This is a genomic window from Streptomyces sp. NPDC054840 (genome assembly GCF_053611065.1).
In genome coordinates, this window is the sequence record NZ_JBSGZP010000013.1 from 13,387 (window position 1) to 31,027 (window position 17,641).

Below are 17,641 nucleotides of genomic sequence, written 5' to 3' on the forward strand. Positions count from 1 at the left end.
CATCAGGAGGAGCCGCCGGCCGCCAGGTACTTGACGAACGCCTCGACGTCGCCCAGGACGAACCCGTAGTAGGCCTCCGCCAGCAGGAGAACGAGGTTCTCCTGGAAGGCCGAGTGCACGCCGCCGTCCTCGTCGATGTACGTCGCCTCACGGCTGATCTTCACCGTGATGTCCATGCCGACGCCGTAGGCGGTCTGGGACCAGTCACCGCCGATGGCCCGCAGGCCGGTGTCGACCGTCCCCGACTGGCGCCTCAGCTTGCCGGACACCGCGCGGGAGTAGGCCAGCGGGTTGCCGACCAGCGAGCCGGCCACAGCCATGCCCATCCCCGGCTCGCGCGTCTCGACGAAGATGGGACGGCCGGTGGTGTCGGTCGCCCCCAGCAGGTCCAGCTGGAGACGATGGTCGGCGACGGTACCGGTGTAGTCCCAGTCGTCGGTGACAACCTCCCGCATGCCGTTGACGATGTCCTTGTAGATACCGCCCGTGGCCTGCGAAGCCGTCCCGATCGTGACCGACTTGGTCGTCTCGGCGAGGTAGTCGGCGAAGGGGCCGGTGGCGCCCTTCATTGTCTTGCCGTGGATCGCGGCCCGGTCGAAGGCCCGGGAGAACGCGGTCGGCAGGTCGGACTGAAGCTGAGTCCAGAGGCCAGCAGCGTTGGACTGCACGACCTCCATCGCGACCGGAATGAGGACGGCGATCTTCTTGCCGGTCATCGTCTTGATGTCGACGCCGCCCGTACCGAGCGGCTTACGGCCGGCCTGCTCGACCCAGTCGGCGGTCGGCACGTCCAGCGGCACCGGCACGGCCGTGTTAGCCGACATCGACAGAGGGACCCGGCGGGCGAGGCTCATGATGGCGCTCTGCTCGACGGACTTCTCGAAGATGGGGCCGGTCAGTGTGGGCGGGAGGAACGTGGCATTGATGTCGCTCAGCTTGATGGGTGCGGTCGCAACCATTGAGGGCTACCTCTCTCAGTGGCCCTTCAGGGCCTGCTGCATGATTCCGGCGAAGACCTCGCCGGGGTTGGAGGGGGTTCGGTTGCCGTTGCCCGAAGAGCCTTGGGTGCGGTCCGGGGCGGGGCGGCGCGGGCCGCCCTCGTCGGGACGGGCCCAGTGCGGCTTGCGCTTGAGGAGATCGGCGAGGGCGTCCTTGATGGCGTCGGTGTCGATAGCGCCGTCCTCGTCCACATAGGCGGCGAGGTCCAGCGAGCCGACCGCGTCCTCCGGGTCCGCGAAGTCCCTGGCCATGGCCTCGACCTTTGAGGCGACGGCAGCGCGAACAGCCCTTGTGGCCCGCTCCTGCGCGGCAGTCAGCTGGTCGCTCAGGCGCTCAGACTCCGACTTCTCGGCATCCTTGAGGCGCTGCAGTTCGGCCAGCAGGGGCTCCGCTTCCTTGAGGCGCTCCCGAAGGGCCTTGGCCTCGGCGTTCTTCTTGTTGATCGCCTTCTTGGCCCGCTCTGCGTCGAAGGGTTCCGCTTCTTCGTCGTCCGCCTCCTGGGCGGGCTCGGCTACCTGCGGTTCCTCGACGGACTGCTCGGTCTCCTCGATTTCGGGCATGGTGAAACGGCCCTCCAGGGGCTGAGAGAAGGCCACCTCCAGGGCGGCCATGGGGGTTACAGAACGGGCAGATGCCCGTGATCGGCGAGAGCCCGCCGGAAACGGCGGAGCTGATCGCCCGGATAGGGTGCGGCGTAGTCGCGGTAGATCCGCTCCCACTCACGCGCATGAGCAGACAGCTCGAACTTCTGCCCCTTGAACACCGGAATCACGCCGCAATGACAGCCGTCGTGGGACCGGAAACCTGCCGTGTCCTGCTTATAGACGATTCCGCGGGAAGCGAGCATCTTACAGAACGCGCAGGCGCCAAGGGCAGCTGCGCGAGCCCACGCGGTGGCCTGTCGGTCCTGACGTACCGCCTCCTGGACGGTGCCACGCCCCTGGTCGGCGACCAGCTTCTGGGCGACGGCCTCCGCCTTCTTCTCCGCCTGCTCCAAGCGGATGTCCATCGGCTCGAGCTGAGCCTCCGTCGTGGCAGGATCTTCGGGGTCGCGCTCCCAGAGATCCTTGGTGGCCCAGCGCAGGCTGTTCTCGACCTGCTCCTCCGGGGGCGGGCCCACAAGCGGAACCGTGAAACGGCCGGTGACAGCGGCGGCCACACGCTCCGCCTCGTAGTAGTCGGCCGACAGGCTCGCCGAGGCGGCCCCGTACTGCTCGACGAGCGCACGGACAGCCGTAATCCACTCCGGTACCGACTCCGCCAGCCGCGACGGAATGATCAGCCGGCGCAGACCGCGCATGTCCCGGGTCAGCAGCCGCGACAGGCCACGATGAGCCCGCCGTTGTGCGGCAGCCGCCCGGCCGCCGTCAGACGCCGGCGGTGGCATCGGTCGCCTCCGGGTCCGGCTGGTCGTCCTCGGGGACGGCGGTCAGCCGCCGAACCAGGTCGGCTCCGCGCGCCCGACGCCGCTCGGCAGCAACCCGCTGGCGCTGGTCTTCCGTCAGGCCGGCCATCTCCAGCACGACATCACCGTCTGCGGGCAGGATTCCTGCCTGGACCATCTTGACCGCGGCATCGGTCTGGGCCGCGATCGTCGGCGTGGCCGGGTTGCGCCACACCGTCTCGATGCGGCGGGACTTCTCCGGGGGCTCGCCGTCGCGCACCCACAGCGCCAAGCGCATGGCCTCGCGATGGGTCGCGCTGAACCGCCTGATTCTGCGCTCGGCCTTCTTGACCAGCATGCCCTCGCTGGAACGAATGGCGTCCGCCGAAGCGGGGTTGTCGCTGGTGTAGCCGAGCATGTGCGGCGGCAGACCGAGTTGCGTGGCCATGATCCGCGCATACAAGTCGATGATTTTCGTCTGCCCCGACGGGTCATGCGCGGTGAACGCGCCGACCGTCGGAACGTTGCCGTCCTCGTCCCTCTCCAAGGCCAGGACCCGGCCGATGTACGTCTCCCAGGCGCTCTTGGTGTTGCCCTCGGCGTCCTGGAAGGCCGACTCGGAGGCGCCGAGGATGTAGCGCTGCGGAGCTCCGAAGAACTCGGAGGCGACCTCGATGCCCATCAGCCGGCGGCAAGCCGCGTCTGTGATCGACATGACCTCAGGAGTGATCTCGCTCCTGCCGGTACGGTCCGCAGTCCGCTGCCGGTTCGCCATCCGCAGCACAGGCACCACACCCAGGTTGTGCATGTCCCGATCGACAACCTCCCAGCCGCCGTCAGCCTGCACCGCATAGATCGTCTGCATGGGCAGGTACAGCGTCACCAGGCGCTGCTCAGGAGCCAGCCCGAACTCGTACCTGTGTCCCTGGCACTCCCGCAACGCCGACGTCGACAGACGCAGCCGGGCATCCCAAGCCAACGTCATGTCCAACGGCGACTCGAACGTCACCAGCGGCGGCGCATCCGCCCCCTCACCCGTGCCCACCGCCATGTACTCGCGGCCATAAGTGAGCGCATCGAGGTGCCCCAGAGAGGCTTCGTCGAACCAGTCGTTCGCCTCGGCGATCTCCAGCAGATCAGACGAATCAGCGCCGTCGGCCCAACGGAACGCCTCCAAGTCGAGACGCTGCTCCAGAGCCTCCACCCCGATCCGAGGCCAGCCGATCACCGTGTGGAGGGTCTTCAACTGAGGAGGAATCGAGATCCCCAGATCGCGGACCAGCTGCTCGCCGTTGAAGTAAGCGTCGAACAGCTCCAGCTTCAACCGCTGCGACAGCAGATCCGAACGGAGCATCGTCAGGATGCCCAGCTCGTCCTCCGACAGCGCCAACAGGGGCAGGGTGGGAGTCGTCACCGCAGCACCACCACCCTTCCCTTGCCGCGCACGGTTGAGCGCTTCTGGTGCTTCGGATTGTTCAGGACAAGGCGCCTCAGCATCCTGGCGCCAACCATGCAGACGGCAAGGTCGATCTTTCGGGCACTCTCGCGGTGCTCCTTCCCGATCGTGACCCCCCAGGCGTTCGTCCTCCGCCGCGCGTTAATCACATGGATACGCAACACCTTGTGGCCGTCGTGGACCAACTGGCGTTGCAGGATGTCCTCACGAGCGCGCTTAACCGCCTCGGTGAATGTCTCCTGATTGCGGCGGTCACGCATGTCCCAGCGCACCGCATGTGCCCTCGGGCCGGCCGATACGGCACGCAGCAGGAGCTTCTTGCCGAACGACTGGCCCCATCGGTCGAGAAAGGCGTCCCAGTACATCTCGCCGTCCTCATCCTGACCCGAACCTGGGTCGGCGAAGAACGCCAGCACCCTGAATCGGCCGAAGGCGTTCGCCACGACACCATCGACGTCTTCGCGTGGCACCGACCAGGGCACGTACCCCGGAGAATCCGGTGCAGGCCAGTTCGCCGGCTTCTGCCACACCCCAAGGGTCGACACCAGGCCATCCGACATGCGGCAAGCCACCAGGCCCGTCGCGTCATCAGATTTGGACCCGTCGAAGAAAATGACAACTTCGTCGCCGTCCGCAAGGTGAAGATCCTCGCGCTTGCAGGCGTCCCATTCGTAGCGGGCCATCCAGGCATCCTCGGCGGCGGTGACCTGGTTGTACCAAAAGCGCCGAGAGCGGGACGGTGGGTTGCGGACATCGAGGATCGACGCCTTCAGTCGCTCGATGTCGAGCCAGATCGAATCCCCGCGGACGGCGCGCAGGGTCGGCGCTATCCACTCCTCGGTCAGCTTGGCCTCCGCTGGAGCCTCCAACGAGTCATAGAACAGGCCCGTGTCTGCTGCCCTGCCTGCCTCGGCAGCTTCATAAGCGTCTCTAGTCCGCTCAGCTACCGAGTCTTCACCAGGCTCGAACGCGTTCGTGTTCGCCAGCGACCGAGCTTGGCCATCTGCCGACTTCGTCGAGTTGCGCTCGATGACGGCCGCCATCTCGTGGCCGCCGTTCGAAGCCAGCCAGTGATGGGTTTCCCCCATTTGTACCGCCGATGGCCGGCCCCCTTCGAGGGCCCGCGGCGACGATGTCACAGCCTCGATGCGGGCTCGCCCTTTGTCGGCGTAGATGATCTCCTTGCCGAGATCGATCCGGTACTCCTCGATCGCCCGCTTCGTGAACATCCCGGGGAAGAGCGTCATCGTGTTGCGCGTCTGATCCTGACTGACGGCCGCGATCTGCACCCAGGCATCCGGGTGCTGCCGCCCGAGCGGCTGACCCGGCGGAACACCCCACTCGTTGCCCTCATCCGCGACCTCGTGGAACCGGCATGGTCCAACGAACTCAAAGGCCGAATAGGTGGCGACCAGGGGATCCTTGCCGTGCCCCTTCAGCCGCTGAATCACGCCGTCACGCCACAGGAACCGGTTCGTCACCGGATCCATTGCGTACCACCACAGGGTCAAACGCGCTTGCTCATCGGTGTACCGCCACGGCTTCCCTGCGTAGTGCTGCAGGTAGGTCGCCGTCCAGGCCAGGGCCTGCCAGCCAAGCGTGTACTCGGGAAGGAGGAACTTGCCGTCCTCGCCTCGCCGCCACGTCGGGCCGATCGTGAAGGGCGTGACGACCTCGGGAACCTCGCCGTCAGCCACCGATCGAAGAGCGGTAGTCGGCGATGGCGGTCACGGAAGCCGGGACCGCCTTGACGGCCGGCTTTCGCTCCAGCTCGATCCGGACCCGCCGTCGGTCGCCCTCCGTCGTCAGCAGGCTCGCCATTACCGAGTTGAGCGCCGCGACGTACTGGCCGTTCGGCGGACGGTCCTCAGACAGGCCGCGCGACATCAGCTCTGCTGCGTAGCGGGCCATCGCCCAGTCGGACGGCTGATAGAAGGCAGCCTGGCCCGAATCACGCAGGGACAGGTACCAGTCGGTGGCGATCGGATGCCAGAGAGCGTCCGGCTCGGGGAGGTCCGGAAGGTCGACCGGCGGGCCCGATGGGGCCTTCACGATCGAGTCCTTCTCCTCCTTGGAGCGGTGCCCCATGCGTTCCTCTGAGCGTTTACCTATGGGTCCACGTGCACCCATGTCGACCTCCGGGGTCTCGGGGCGAAGAGGTGCGCCTCCAGGGCGACACCAGATGATCAAGAGGCAGACCACCAGGGTCTGTCGGCCGGCCTTGGAAACCCGGGGGCGACGTCAGGTGCTTTACGGACCCGATCCGGGAGAGTCGGGGGGAGGGGGTATTGCCCCTATGTGCCCTATTGCGATACCAAGCTCCGTGAGCCGGCTGGGGTTCACTCGGATCCCGTCAGACTTGATCGAGTTGCAGAGGTAGTGAGCCAGCTGAACGTTCGATGGCTCATGTGTTCCACCTCGCGCAAGCGGAACGATGTGGTCGAGTGTCGGAGCTTGAGGGTGTGGAACGACCTCATCCCGCATCACCGGCTCGCGGCACAGCCGGCATGTCCAGTGGTCCCGCTCGTATACCTCTGCGCGGTTGACTGGTGCGACGAAAGCGTCGCGCTCCAGAGCTCGCCGCTTGTCCCTCTCTGCACGCTTACCGCAGCGCGGTGAGCAGTGCCGGTCCCGCGGGTTGTCGGTTATGAACTGCGCCGCACACATGGGACAGCAGGCACTGAACCATCGCCGCCGTAGCGGCTTGAGTACACGCACCTGAGCCAAGCGAGGCTGCCTCAAGGCCGGCCTCCAGGCAAGCTCTACCTGAGCGTGCCTTGCATGATTGGCCTCGTACCAGCAGTCATGTGAGCAGTACTTCGCCTCGACCTTGGTGACTACAGCAGCCTTGCCGCAGCGCTGACAGGTGATGTCGTGCCGCTTCACCCTGGGCTGGTCGTACTGGCGGCTGTAGTAGACGCCGTGCTGTTCTTTGTACCGCCGGTGAAACTGGCGCTGCATTTCGTTGGCGTGGCGCCTCTTGCATTCAGGCGCCCCGCATTGAACGCGGCGCGGATGAACCATAGGCGCGGCACAGTATGGGCATGGCCTTGCCGTGGCCCGCTGGAGGCTAGCTCGGCGCTCGGCTTCCTCAGCTTGACGCGCGAGGCGATTCTGCTCCCACCGTTGCGCCTTGCCGTTCAACTTCGCCTTGGCCTTGTTGTAGCGGGATCGACAGCTGCCTGAGCAGTAGTTCGGGACGGGGCCATCGGCCGAGACCTGAACCTCCAGGCCACATTGGATGCAGGAAACTGACAGGGGTCTCATCTCGGTCTCCAGGGCATGCGAAAGGCCCGATGCCTGGAGACATCGGGCCTTCCTTCCTGCGGGGATCAACCGCAGGCGTCTTGGGTGGGGTTGGCGGCGAGAGCTGGTAGTTCAGCCGACCGCCTCATCTACGGGCGCCTCGTCGATGCGGGTGATAGTCGCTCCTGCGTGTGCAGAGATCACGAGACACGGCCCATCCGGGTCGGAGAGGACTGCCCAGCCACCCTGGATGGTGAGGGTCAGCTCCGGGTCCTCGACGAGGATGTCGTCGCCCTGCTGCCCTTTGGGGTGGGTGATCAGGTAGCGGGGCACAGGTTCACCTATCTGCTTGCGAGTAAGCGGGGAGAAGCTACGGGAGCGGCTCGCAAATCGCTGGTGAGAGTGTGGCCGTGCGCCGGGTGGCCGGCGTTGAAGATGCAGCGCACAGGGCCGCCCGCAGTCTGCTGGGTGAAGCGACAGCGTTTCGGCTTGACGCGCTCCATGCAGATGGTGAGGCGCCAGCCGGGCCATATGGGGAGCGTCATGATCACCTGAGCCCAGGGTGTTGTTCTGGCGGGCGGGTTCGTCCGGGCCGGGGGTTGTTTTGCTGGGCCTCGTTGCCTTCGCGGGAGGACTTCTGGTCGTGGCAGGGGCCGCAGACGCCTTGCAGGCCGGCCTCGCTGTGATCGTCGGCCTTGGCCACGATGTGGTCGCAGAAGGCGGATGGCCTCACGCCGCAGAGAACGCACGTGACGTCCCGCGCCAGAATCCGGGCACGGATCTTTGACCAGCCGGAGGGCAGCCGGGCTTTGCGGTCTGAGCCCTTCCAGCCGCCGCTCACGGATCTTGAGTGTCCACCGGCTCGTGCCGGATGGACAGGCTGCGGGCGAACATGGTCAGCGTCACCGTCACGAGCTCGTCCTCGGCGATGTCGCTCACTCGGATCGTGGCGTCGGAAGGGATCAGGATCTCGGTTCCGTTGACTCGGACCGCGTTGGGAAGGACGACGCCCGGCGTGCCTGCTGATCGGTCGATGATCTCTATGTCCGCACCCTGTGGATTGATGGCGGAGTCGGGCTTCGTTTTGGCCATGGCGCTGGCCTCCTTCGTCTAGTTGGCGAGTGCCCGCCGGATCCCCTCGTCGAGGGTGACGGTGGGCGTATAGAAGTCGAGCATCCGGCTGGGGTCGCACACGCGGTGGTGTACGCCTTGCGGCGCGGATGGCAGGTGTTTCAGCTCGGGCTGATATCCGGCCGCCGTGGTGACCAGGCCGGCCAGCTCGTCGAAGCTGGTCGCCTTGCCGGTGCCGAGATTGACCGGGCCGGTGACGTCTTGCTCGACGGCGGCGAGGGTGGCGCCGACGAGGTCGTCGATGTGAATCCAGTCGCGGGTCGAGCTGCCGTCGCCCCAGATCTCGAAGGGGTCCTGCCGCTCCTTGGCCCTGCGGATGAACGCAGGGAAGGGGTAGCTCTCGTCCTGGTCGCTGCCGTAGCCGGACATCGGCCGCAGCACGGTCATGCGGGTGCCGGCTGCTTCGGCGTATTGGCAGAGCTGCTCGCCGGTCAGCTTGGCGAGGCCGTAGGTGGCGTCGGGTCGGCCGGGCTGCTCGTAGTCGATGTCGGTCTCGACGAGCCGCCGGATCGGGCCGGGCTGTTGCAGGGCGACGGGGTAGGCGGCGGAGCTGGAGAAGTACACGGCCCGTGGAGTCTTGGAGCGGGCCAGCCAGCGCATGTACCAGGCGTCGAGGCCGAGGTTCGTGGCGACGCCGAGCGGTGAGCCGTCGATGCTCGCCCTGCCGCCGACGACGGCCGCGCAGTGGATGGCGAGATCGAAGCGGACGTTGCTGGTGCGGAAGTGGTCGAGGGCGTCGCGCTTGAGGACGGCGTGATTGGGCCGGAGGTCGATGGCGGAGACCTGATGGTCTCGCTCCCACAGGGCTTGGTGCAGGTGGCGGCCGACGAAACCCGCAGCCCCGGTGAGGAGGACCCGCATCAGCTGGCCTTGACCGCGCGGAAGATGGGCCAGGGTGAGCCTGCGGGGTCGAGGCGTTTGAGGCCGATCCGCTGGCAGAGTTCGTCTTGCTGGTCGCGGCTCCAGGTGGTGACGCTGATCCAGCCGCCGCCTTCACTGGGTTCGTCGGAGATGGGCCAGTCGAGGACGAGGATTCCGTTGACGCGGACGGCAGCGCGGAGGCCTTCGATGATCCGGGCAGCCGATTCGTAGCTGTGGTGGATGAGGACGGCCAGGGAGATGACGGCGTCGGTCTTGCGGCCGAGCTGCTCGGCGAGGTCGGTGCCGTCAGTCTGGACGGTCGGCATGTCCGGGGCCGCTTCGGTGATCCGGTCGAGCATGGCCTGGGAGCCGTCTGCGGCGGTGACCTCGTAGCCGAGGCCGGTGAGCGGGATGGCGACGCGGCCGTCTCCGCAGCCGAAGTCGACGACCTTGCAGCCTGCGGGGAGGATCGTGGACAGGAGGGCGGCCTGGTTCTCGCCGGAGATCCGGTAGGCGTCTTCGCTGATTCTGCGGGTGGGGTGGATCGCGGCGGGGTCGGCCTGGTTCCAGGCGTCGATGACACTGTCGATGGTCATGCGGTCTCCTCGATCAGTGCCCGCAGCTTCTCCAGGTCGGCTTGGAGGCCGCCGTTGTCGCGGTAGTCGTAGTAGGTGGTGGCGTCGGCGGTGGAGACCGCGCTGCTGTTGCACTCGATGTAGCCGGCGTCGATGTCCGCCTTGCCGTTGGCCGGGTGCATGTGTTCGAGGATCACGTCGCCGAGGTAGGTGATGCGGCCCATGCCGCGACCCCAGTCCATCCATACGAGATCCAAACAGAGGTGGATCAGTGCGGGCGGCGCCATGTAGCCAAGGGTCGTCACGATGTCGGACGTCATCGCGACTGCGGTGGCCATGATCTCGCCCTGCAGGAGGTCGTTGCCGTAGACGATGCCCGGCCCACCTGAGAGGCAGATCCGGAACCGCTCATCCCACGGCATCGCACCGGGACGCGGCCGGTGATCATCTCCCATGAACGCCAGGAACCGGTAGCGGGGGGCCTCTTCGACTGCGGCGGCGTTGAGGGTGCCGCACATTCGCAGGCGAGGCCCGGTCCGCCAACGAATCCGGGGATCGTTGAGGTTCTCCATGTGCTCGCGGTAGCCGGGCAGCATGGGGTCGTCGTCATCGACGGCGAACAGGACGTCGGCTGTGGCGCCGGTCTGCCGCCAGCAGTCGACGATCGCGGGGACGCTCTCGGGCCGGCCGCGGGTGGGCACGATCATCAGGAGGTCGTCCACGGGCACCTCCTGTTACGCGTTCGTGAGTTCCTGGATGGCTGCAACGATCCGGTCGGCGAGGTACTTGTGGCCGGCGTCCGTGGGGTGGGTCGCGTCGGTCCCGATGTAGACGTCCGCGTTGCCGCTGCCGGTGGTGGCTCCGACGCGCCCCGTGCCTGTGATCCACGGCCCGTGAGTAGCGACGAGCGTGCCGGCCGAGTTGTAGATCGAGCCGGTGATCGGAGAGATGAACGGGAGGCTCGCGGCTGCTGCGGCTGTTCGGAGCGTGGTGTCGGTGTTGGTGATCGACGCGGCCGGGGATCCGCTGGGTGACCAGCAGCCGAGGACGTAGATCGTGGTGGCGGGCAGGCCGGTCTTGATGGCGCTGTACAGGCTGGCTGCGGCCGAGCTGATGCTGGGTTGCGAGCCGCCGTTGTCGTTGTAGCCCGCCGAGATGATCAGCGTGTCGGGGGCGTTCGGGATGACGTCGATGGGCGCTCGGGTGCCGAGCGTCGCGGTGGAGCCTGCGGTGATGTACCCGGTGGTGCCGAGGGCTTCATTCCAGGCGTCGCTGTAGCCCAGCGGCCGTGCGGCTCGCGCGAACCACGTGCCAGAGCCTCCACCTGTGTTCATGCTGCTGCCGCCGGGGATGCTGTCGCCCAGCACCATGAACCGCTTGGCCGGCGTCGGCGGTTTCCACATCGACGCTCCGGGCGGCAGGTAGATTCCGCCGAACGGGGCGACGCTGAAGTCGAGCCGGATGACCCGCGGCTGGGAGACGCCAAGGTTGACGGTCATCAGGTGCGTGCTGCCGGGCGTTGTGCCGCCAAGGGACTGCATCAGGTCGGTCATTTTGCGGCCGTCGACGGAGATGCGGTATGAGCCGCCCGTCTGCCAGTTGAACCGCAGCTGGAAGGCGCTGGCATCGGTCCCGAATTCGATGCTGTAGGTCGACTGGGAGCTGGACAGTGTGCCGCGCGTGTTCGGGTACCTCGTCGTCGGCAGGACGTAGGTGGAGTCCGGGGTGCCGGAGCCGATCTGGAAGCCGCCGGCTCCAAGGTAGGAGAACGGGCCGGTCACGTCCGAGCCCGTCAAGGCCACACCTGCGGGCGCGTACTTGATGTAGCCGCTGGTCGGCGTGCTGGTCTGGGCGACGCTGATGCCCGTGGGGGCGACTGCGGGGCCGAGGTTGGTCAGGCCGAGGCGGAACGGGTACCCGGAGTAGGCGTAGATCTTGCCGGCGCCGGTGCCCTGGTTGGCGAGGGCGATGGTCGCCTGCCCGCCGGACAGGTGGCCGGCTGCCACGGTGAAGACGATGCCGGACGAGGCCTTGCCGAATGAGGTCGACGGGTACAGCTCGGGGTTGCCCTCGGCGAGCGGGCTGGTGGTCAGCGTGCCCGCGTAGAGATTGATGGCGCCCGCTGAGTCGAGCAGGACGACATCGAGGTAGCGGGTTCCGGAGTAGAGCATGCCGGCGTCGACCCGGATGCGGTCGCCGACCTCCGCGGGGATGGAGCATTTCAGCTGCGTTCCGACACTGGTGGCCGCGATCGTCCAAGCGGCGGCCGAGGCGAGGTCTGTGACGGCGCCGTCGCTGATGCGGACCTCGTTGGTGCGGAAGCTCCCCCCGTCGAGGCCTGCCGGGCCTTGGGGTCCGGCGCTGCCGATGGCGCTGAAGCGGCTGTCGTCGCCCGCGGCGACTGTGCCTGCGGTGGTGCCGACCGACAGGGTGGCTGCGCCGCCGAGCCCGAGGCTGGTCCGCGCGGTCGCCGGGTTGGCGAGGTCGGACAGGTTTGAGGTCTTGGCCAGGTAGTTGGTGGCGGCGTCCGCGCGGTCGCCGTGAGGGTCGCTGGCCGCGGTGTGGGTCGCGACCTTGCTGGTGGCGTCGGTTGCCGCGGCGGAGATTGCTGCGGCCTGGGCGCCGTCGGCCTTGCTCTGGGCACCGGCCGCGGTTTCGAGGAGGGCGGTGTCGGCGATGCCGTGGACTGCGGTCGTGTCCGCCTCGTGCGCGGCCACTTTGGACGTGGCGTCCGCGGCTGCAGTCGAGGTGGCGGCGGTCTGCGCGGTGTCGGCCTTGGCCTGCGCGCCGGACTGGGTCTCCAGCAGCGCGGTGTTGGTGATGCCGTGCACGGACGTGGTGTCGGCCTCGTGGGCGGCCAGGGCGGCTACTCCCGCGGCCCGGTCGCCGTGCGGGTCGGATGCCCCGGCGTGGGCGGTGACGGCCGCTGCCGCGGTGCCCTCCGGGTCGGCGTCGACATCCTCGGCGTCCAGGATGACAGCGCCGGTCTGCCCGTTGACCGACGAGACCGCGCTGGTTCCACCGCCACTGCTGGGCCCGCCACCCGGAGCGGGAATGGGCACCAGGTCGTCGAAGTACACAGTGCCGGTGCCGTTGACCTCGGCGAAAAACTGGATGCGCTTGCCGCCGGTCGGCTGGAGGTCGAAGAACCACTTCCAGCCCTCGGGCTGAATGCCGGCTGCGTTGTTGGGGAGGAGGACGACCGAGAAGGTTCCGTCACTGGCGAAGTTGACGCTGCCGCCGCCAGGGTAGACCGCGTGCCGGGCGGAGTCCGTCAGGTACGCGGACGGCTTGCAGACGATCTTGCCCTTGAAGGCCGTACCCGCGACAGCAGAGGGGATCGTGCCGACCAGCGTGACCGTGGGGGTGCCGTCGGGGAAGCTCACGGGGCGCCTCCTCGTCGGTCAGGCGGCTTTGGGGGTTCGCTGCGGCATCGGCCGGTACGTCTTGGCTCGTTCGGCGATTTCGGGGAGGGCGTACATGGTCTTGTACTCGCGCCCGTTGCCCGCGTACTCGTGGGGCCGTCCCTGGAATCGTCGGATCTTGCCGCGTCGCGCCCACTGTCGGATGACGGGGCCGGGTACGCCGGTCGCTTCGGTGGCTTCGTTCTCGAAGACGAAGTCGTCGGGGTACAGCTCGTACAGTTCCATGGCCACCCCCAGGAATGCGAAAAGCCCCCGGCGAGGCCTGGGGGCTGGAAGCGGCGACGGGCATACGTGTTCCGCCTGATGGCACTGTGACATATGCCCGTTCGGCAGGTCAAGGGATCACCGATCCGCCAGACTTCGCCCATGGGCGTCTCATACATGCTGCGTGGTCGCACGGAGGCCGAGTGCCGGCGTGAGTTGGACTGGTTTTGCCGGGAGCGGGCTGCGGTGGTGACGATGCTGCCGACGAATCGGCTGGGTGAGGGTTGGGTGGCGCGGGCGGTGCCTATGACGCAGGCCCCCGCGGTCGGCGAGGGCCCGGTCGAGCGGTAGGGCTACTGCTTGTTGATCGTCTTGGCGAACAGGCCGCGCGTCTGCGTAGTGACTGTGCGGGTTTCCTGGCTGACGGGTCCGTTGTAGTGGTGGTGGTGCTCGGCGCCTATCCCCTGCATTCCCCGGCCGGCTGCCCTGATGAGCGATCCGATGGCGAGAACCAGGGCGACGGGGGCTGCTGCTCCGATGGCGAGCGCGGCCGGGTCGACGTGCCCGAGCGTGTAGAGGACGAGGGACGTCGCGCCTCCGATGGGGAGGGAGGCGGCGCCGGCGGCGAGCATGAGCATGCTGGCGTCGGTGGCCTTCTGGCTCATGGGCGGGCGGCCGGGCTGGGGCACGGGAGGGGCGGCCCCGATGGTGGGGGTCGGATTGGGGTCACGGTAGGCGGTGGGGGTCGCCAGGGCCTCTTCAACGGCCTTGATGAGGTCGCGGGCAGCATCAGTGGTCATCGTCGGTCCCTGGGGTTAGGCGGCGGCCGCGAGTGCGGTGTCGGTGTGGTCGGTGTGGATCCAGGCGCCGTGGCCGAGGTTGGTGATCGGCACGGTGGGGTCGTCCTTCATGCGCTTGAGGGCGGTGCGGACCTGCGGGCCGGTGAGCTGCAGGGACTTAGCGATGATGGCGGGGGCGGTCGGTTTTCCGTGCTGGTGCAGGAAGGCGACGATCTGCTGCGCTGTCGCGGACAGGGCGGCGGCCTCGGGTTCCACTGCGGCCGGCACCTGCTGTCGTGCAGGGGCGGTCGCGCGGGCTTTCCTGGCGGGGATCGTGTCGTTCTCGGTGAAGCGGGCGGGGTCGTAGGTGTACTGCTGACCGGCGTTGCGCAGCCGGAGCATGAGGGCGTGTTCGGCGAGGACGTGGCGGACGATCGGGAGGGCGTCGATGCTGGCCTGCTCGATGCCGGTGGTTACGCCTTCGTGAGCGAGGCCGTAGGCGTCTTCGACGTTGGGGGCGCGCCACATGGCGGCCCGGTTGTCGGGGCCGGCGAGGTAGCCGAGGCCGCCGGTGTTGCTGCCGTCGTTGAATTCCTTGGGGATGGCGCCGGGGTCGATGTCACCGAGGGCGGTGCCGGCGGCCCGCTTGCCGGCCGAGGAGGATCCTGAGCGGAGGACGGCATTGTTGCCGCCTTGGAGAATGTCGCGGATGAGGGTTTCGCCGCCGAGTTCGGAGGCGTTGGGGCCCTGGTTGGCGAGGCGGAGTTTGCCGCCGACCTTGCGGACTTCTTTGGCGCAGTCGCCGATGATTTTTACGGCTTCTTCGCCGTACTGGGGGTCGTTGAGGAGGTCGTGGGCTTCGTCGAGGGTGAGGGAGATCAGCGGGTCGGGGTCGCCGGGGACGAAGAAGGCACGACCGACGCGGGTGCGGCCCTTCTCGTCGATCCACTTCATGCGGTTGTACCGCCTGGCCCGCTCTTTCATGATCGCTTGGAAGGCGCGGAGGACGACGATGCCGAAGTCGTTGCCGGGGGCGAAGACCGCCACGCCGTCGGGCCAGTCGGGGAGGGACAGGCCGGACTGCGGGTCGATGACGAATGAGCAGACCAGCGGGCTGCGGCGCTCGATGCCGAGGAGGGCGTCGAGCAGGCGGGACTTGCCGGATCCGGAGGTGCCGGTGACGAAGGAGTGCACGGCGCCGGAGCCGGGCTGGAAGAAGCGGTAGTTGGCTTGGGCGCCGTCGTAGTAGACGCCGATCGGGGCGAGGCCGGTTTCCGGGTCGAGGGTGTGCTGGTCGCCGAAGAGGGTGCCCTTCTTGAGCGGGTTCTCGGTGAACACGGTGATCTTGCCTTTGCGGGGGGCGATCTTCTCCAGGGCGACCAGGTCGGCGTCATCCACCCCGATGGAAGACAGGACGTCGTCCATCGCCTGGATCCGGAAGCTCTTGCCCCGCGGCACGTGGATCTCGGCGCACCAGCCGCCCTTGGGGGTGGCGATCGGGGAGACGAGCGTGCTCTTCGGGTACGGGCCGTCAGGGGCGGCGGCGTAGGTCATCCAGTCGAGCATCTGCTGGGTGAGGGCGGGGGCCTTGTTCTCGGGCTGGCGGCCTGCTCGTCGCCAGGCCCATGTGCCGTAGGCGGCGGACCATGCGAGGGAGAAGCCCCACCAGGGGTTCTCGCCCCATTCGGGGCCGCCGACCGCGGCCATCGTGGTCAGTAGTGCGGCGCCTGTGATCGGCATGGAAAGGCCGATGCGACGCTCGTTCATGGTGGGCAGGGCACGGGCGGGCTTCCATTCGCCTTTCCATTTCACCAGGCCGGGTACCCAGCCCCATGCTCCGGCAGCTGCGGCGCCGGCGGCACCGAGCGCGAGGGCGGTCTTCCATCCGTCGCCGGTCGCCGACAGCAGATCTCCGGCCGGGCCGAGGCTGGCCGCGGTTACGGCAATCGTCAGCTTGCCTCGGTTGGCGAGCGCCCAGCCTTTCAGGGTGCGGGGCTTCTTGCCGGTGGCGGCCTTCGCCACGGTCGGGCTGGCCTGGGCTGCGAGGAAAGCGGCGATGTCGTTGTACTGGGGCGTGGGTTTCTTCGGGGCGCGCACGGCGGATTCCCTTCGGGTTCGGTGTGGAGGGCGGGGCCGGGCCTGGTGCTCCCCACCGCCCCCGGACCGTGGGGGCCGGGGGCGACTGGGCAGCATCAGGGGTTACTCGGCGCTGTAGAAGGTGTTCTTGGCCATCGGGACGCTGCTGTCGTCGACTGCGTCCTGGATGCGGCCGTGGTTGCGGTGCGCGGTGCGCGCGGCTGTCGTGGCCTGATTGACGGAGGTGTCGGTGGCGTTCTTGTAGCGGGCGGCGGAGGCGGCCTGCCCTGCGATGACGTCGGCGAGCATGGCGATGTTGCCGACGGTGTAGGTGTCGACCTGCAGGCTCTTCAGTTCCTCGGCGGCGCCTTGCATCCGGTCGGCCATGTCCTTGGACCAGGCGGCGAGGTTGTTGACGTCTTCCTGCCGGGATTCGGCTTCGGCGCGGATCGCGTTGAGTGCGTTGAGCAGGGCGCGGTGGTTGATGACGTCCGCGATCTTCGTGATGGCCACGGTGGTCTCCCTTGTCAGCGGTTGTAGTAGCCGGCCTGCGCGGCGACTTCGATGGGCGAGGACTGGACGGCTTCGGCGATGCCGCCGTGGTTCTTGTGGGCGGCCTGCGCTGTGGCCAGGGCGAGGTCGGCGGCGTCCTTGGCGGCGCCGCCGTACTGGGCGGCGACCTGTGACTGGGTGTGGATGGACTCGCGGAGCGCGTCGATCTCGGCTCGGGTGGCGTCGTCGACTTCGAGGTCGGCCATCTCGGCTTCGATCTGGTCGAGCCGGTTGGACAGGGCCAGGTCGTCGGCGGCAATGGCCAGGGCTTCCTCGGATCGCATCTCGCACATGGCGCGGACCAGGGTCAAGGCGTTCATCAGTCCGTCGAGGGTGCGGATCTCGGGGATGAGCGTGGACGGCGAGGACATGAGGTCTCCGTTCTGTGCGGGATCGGGTACTGCGGTCAGGTGCCGGCCCGGGTCGGGTGCGGGCTGGGCGGGGATGAGTGCGGTTCCGTCGCCGGGCCGGCCCTGGACGGTGTGCGGTCCGTTGAATTCGCCGGCCGGCGGGGTGGCTGCCGTGGGGTCGGGGGCGGCGGCCAGGACGGGGGCGACGGCCAGGACGGGGGCGACGGGCGGGGCTGCGACGACCGCCGCTTGCGCCTTCTTCTCCGCGTCGGCCGCCGCCTTCTCGGCCTTGCGCTTGGCGGCCTTCGCGGCCATCTGCTTGCGGCGTTCCGCACGGATCTCGGGCCACCGTTCGCGGTAGCCCTCCCCGATGGCCTGCCACATGGTGGAGCTGGTCTCGGCAAGGACGGCGAGCGGTACGGCCGCCTTCCCGCCGAGCGTTGCGCTGCGGGGTGCGGCCGCGCTGAATGTGCCGCCGGGATCGGTCGGTCCTGCCGGCTTGGTCGCGGCGTCGGCCGTCCCGGAGGCTGCGACCTTCGCGACGGTCTCCTTCGCCGCCTTGGTGTCATGGCTTCGGTCAGGCGGGATGATCGAATCGAGGCC

General features: G+C 68.1%; 18 protein-coding genes. All 18 read right to left on the reverse strand.

Annotated elements, in window-relative coordinates:
- Nucleotides 1-2: 2 nt before the first annotated feature.
- Complete coding sequence (locus ACWGIU_RS02420; RefSeq protein WP_453701811.1) at nucleotides 3-959, reverse strand: phage major capsid protein; 957 nt, start codon at nucleotides 957-959, stop codon at nucleotides 3-5.
- A gap of 15 nt (nucleotides 960-974) precedes the next feature.
- Nucleotides 975-1,610 (reverse strand): hypothetical protein, encoded by a 636-nt coding sequence (locus ACWGIU_RS02425; RefSeq protein ID WP_453701812.1) that lies wholly within the window; start codon nucleotides 1,608-1,610, stop codon nucleotides 975-977.
- Nucleotides 1,611-1,615: 5 nt separating this feature from the next.
- A complete protein-coding gene (locus ACWGIU_RS02430) occupies nucleotides 1,616-2,386 on the reverse strand; it encodes a VG15 protein (protein ID WP_453701813.1) in 771 nt (256 codons plus the stop codon).
- Nucleotides 2,367-3,797, reverse strand: coding sequence for a phage portal protein (locus ACWGIU_RS02435; protein WP_453701814.1), 1,431 nt, complete (start codon nucleotides 3,795-3,797; stop codon nucleotides 2,367-2,369). Before ACWGIU_RS02435 ends, ACWGIU_RS02430 begins: the two co-directional genes overlap by 20 nt.
- Complete coding sequence (locus tag ACWGIU_RS02440) at nucleotides 3,794-5,536, reverse strand: terminase (protein WP_453701815.1); 1,743 nt, start codon at nucleotides 5,534-5,536, stop codon at nucleotides 3,794-3,796. Before ACWGIU_RS02440 ends, ACWGIU_RS02435 begins: the two co-directional genes overlap by 4 nt.
- Nucleotides 5,529-5,969, reverse strand: a complete 441-nt coding sequence (locus tag ACWGIU_RS02445) for a phage terminase small subunit (RefSeq protein ID WP_453701816.1) — start codon at nucleotides 5,967-5,969, stop codon at nucleotides 5,529-5,531. The genes ACWGIU_RS02440 and ACWGIU_RS02445 overlap by 8 nt, the downstream gene beginning before the upstream one ends.
- Nucleotides 5,970-6,089: 120 nt before the next feature.
- A complete protein-coding gene (locus ACWGIU_RS02450) occupies nucleotides 6,090-7,106 on the reverse strand; it encodes an HNH endonuclease (protein WP_453701817.1) in 1,017 nt (338 codons plus the stop codon).
- Nucleotides 7,107-7,217: 111 nt separating this feature from the next.
- Nucleotides 7,218-7,418, reverse strand: a complete 201-nt coding sequence (locus ACWGIU_RS02455; protein WP_453701818.1) for a hypothetical protein — start codon at nucleotides 7,416-7,418, stop codon at nucleotides 7,218-7,220.
- Nucleotides 7,419-7,922: 504 nt separating this feature from the next.
- The gene (locus ACWGIU_RS02460; RefSeq protein WP_453701819.1) at nucleotides 7,923-8,177 is read right to left on the reverse strand and encodes a hypothetical protein; all 255 of its coding nucleotides are present in this window, start codon (nucleotides 8,175-8,177) and stop codon (nucleotides 7,923-7,925) included.
- An 18-nt stretch (nucleotides 8,178-8,195) separates the two neighbouring features.
- Nucleotides 8,196-9,077, reverse strand: a complete 882-nt coding sequence (locus tag ACWGIU_RS02465; protein ID WP_453701820.1) for an NAD-dependent epimerase/dehydratase family protein — start codon at nucleotides 9,075-9,077, stop codon at nucleotides 8,196-8,198.
- Nucleotides 9,077-9,673, reverse strand: a complete 597-nt coding sequence (locus ACWGIU_RS02470) for a class I SAM-dependent methyltransferase (protein ID WP_453701821.1) — start codon at nucleotides 9,671-9,673, stop codon at nucleotides 9,077-9,079. The genes ACWGIU_RS02465 and ACWGIU_RS02470 overlap by 1 nt, the downstream gene beginning before the upstream one ends.
- Nucleotides 9,670-10,374 (reverse strand): glycosyltransferase family 2 protein, encoded by a 705-nt coding sequence (locus tag ACWGIU_RS02475; RefSeq protein ID WP_453701822.1) that lies wholly within the window; start codon nucleotides 10,372-10,374, stop codon nucleotides 9,670-9,672. Before ACWGIU_RS02475 ends, ACWGIU_RS02470 begins: the two co-directional genes overlap by 4 nt.
- Nucleotides 10,375-10,386: 12 nt before the next feature.
- A complete protein-coding gene (locus tag ACWGIU_RS02480; protein WP_453701823.1) occupies nucleotides 10,387-13,038 on the reverse strand; it encodes an SGNH/GDSL hydrolase family protein in 2,652 nt (883 codons plus the stop codon).
- 18 nt (nucleotides 13,039-13,056) lie between these two features.
- Nucleotides 13,057-13,302, reverse strand: coding sequence for a hypothetical protein (locus ACWGIU_RS02485; RefSeq protein WP_453701824.1), 246 nt, complete (start codon nucleotides 13,300-13,302; stop codon nucleotides 13,057-13,059).
- A gap of 332 nt (nucleotides 13,303-13,634) precedes the next feature.
- Nucleotides 13,635-14,081 (reverse strand): hypothetical protein, encoded by a 447-nt coding sequence (locus ACWGIU_RS02490; RefSeq protein ID WP_453701825.1) that lies wholly within the window; start codon nucleotides 14,079-14,081, stop codon nucleotides 13,635-13,637.
- Nucleotides 14,082-14,096: 15 nt separating this feature from the next.
- Nucleotides 14,097-16,157 (reverse strand): hypothetical protein, encoded by a 2,061-nt coding sequence (locus tag ACWGIU_RS02495; protein ID WP_453701826.1) that lies wholly within the window; start codon nucleotides 16,155-16,157, stop codon nucleotides 14,097-14,099.
- Nucleotides 16,158-16,259: 102 nt separating this feature from the next.
- On the reverse strand, nucleotides 16,260-16,649 hold the full coding sequence (locus tag ACWGIU_RS02500) for a hypothetical protein (RefSeq protein WP_453701827.1): 390 nt from the start codon (nucleotides 16,647-16,649) through the stop codon (nucleotides 16,260-16,262).
- A gap of 14 nt (nucleotides 16,650-16,663) precedes the next feature.
- Nucleotides 16,664-17,641 (reverse strand): hypothetical protein (locus tag ACWGIU_RS02505; RefSeq protein ID WP_453701828.1); only part of this gene is annotated, 978 nt, incomplete at its 5' end.

What these genes read in the sequence shown, in the direction of transcription:
- ACWGIU_RS02425 (WP_453701812.1), bottom strand. Translation starts at nt 1,610, where the DNA reads ATGGCCGCCCTGGAGGTGGCCTTCTCTCAGCCCCTGGAGGGCCGTTTC.
- ACWGIU_RS02445 (WP_453701816.1), bottom strand. Translation starts at nt 5,969, where the DNA reads ATGGGTGCACGTGGACCCATAGGTAAACGCTCAGAGGAACGCATGGGG.
- ACWGIU_RS02490 (WP_453701825.1), bottom strand. Translation starts at nt 14,081, where the DNA reads ATGACCACTGATGCTGCCCGCGACCTCATCAAGGCCGTTGAAGAGGCC.
- ACWGIU_RS02465 (WP_453701820.1), bottom strand. Translation starts at nt 9,077, where the DNA reads ATGCGGGTCCTCCTCACCGGGGCTGCGGGTTTCGTCGGCCGCCACCTG.
- ACWGIU_RS02470 (WP_453701821.1), bottom strand. Translation starts at nt 9,673, where the DNA reads ATGACCATCGACAGTGTCATCGACGCCTGGAACCAGGCCGACCCCGCC.
- ACWGIU_RS02450 (WP_453701817.1), bottom strand. Translation starts at nt 7,106, where the DNA reads ATGAGACCCCTGTCAGTTTCCTGCATCCAATGTGGCCTGGAGGTTCAG.
- ACWGIU_RS02460 (WP_453701819.1), bottom strand. Translation starts at nt 8,177, where the DNA reads ATGGCCAAAACGAAGCCCGACTCCGCCATCAATCCACAGGGTGCGGAC.
- ACWGIU_RS02430 (WP_453701813.1), bottom strand. Translation starts at nt 2,386, where the DNA reads ATGCCACCGCCGGCGTCTGACGGCGGCCGGGCGGCTGCCGCACAACGG.
- ACWGIU_RS02420 (WP_453701811.1), bottom strand. Translation starts at nt 959, where the DNA reads ATGGTTGCGACCGCACCCATCAAGCTGAGCGACATCAATGCCACGTTC.
- ACWGIU_RS02485 (WP_453701824.1), bottom strand. Translation starts at nt 13,302, where the DNA reads ATGGAACTGTACGAGCTGTACCCCGACGACTTCGTCTTCGAGAACGAA.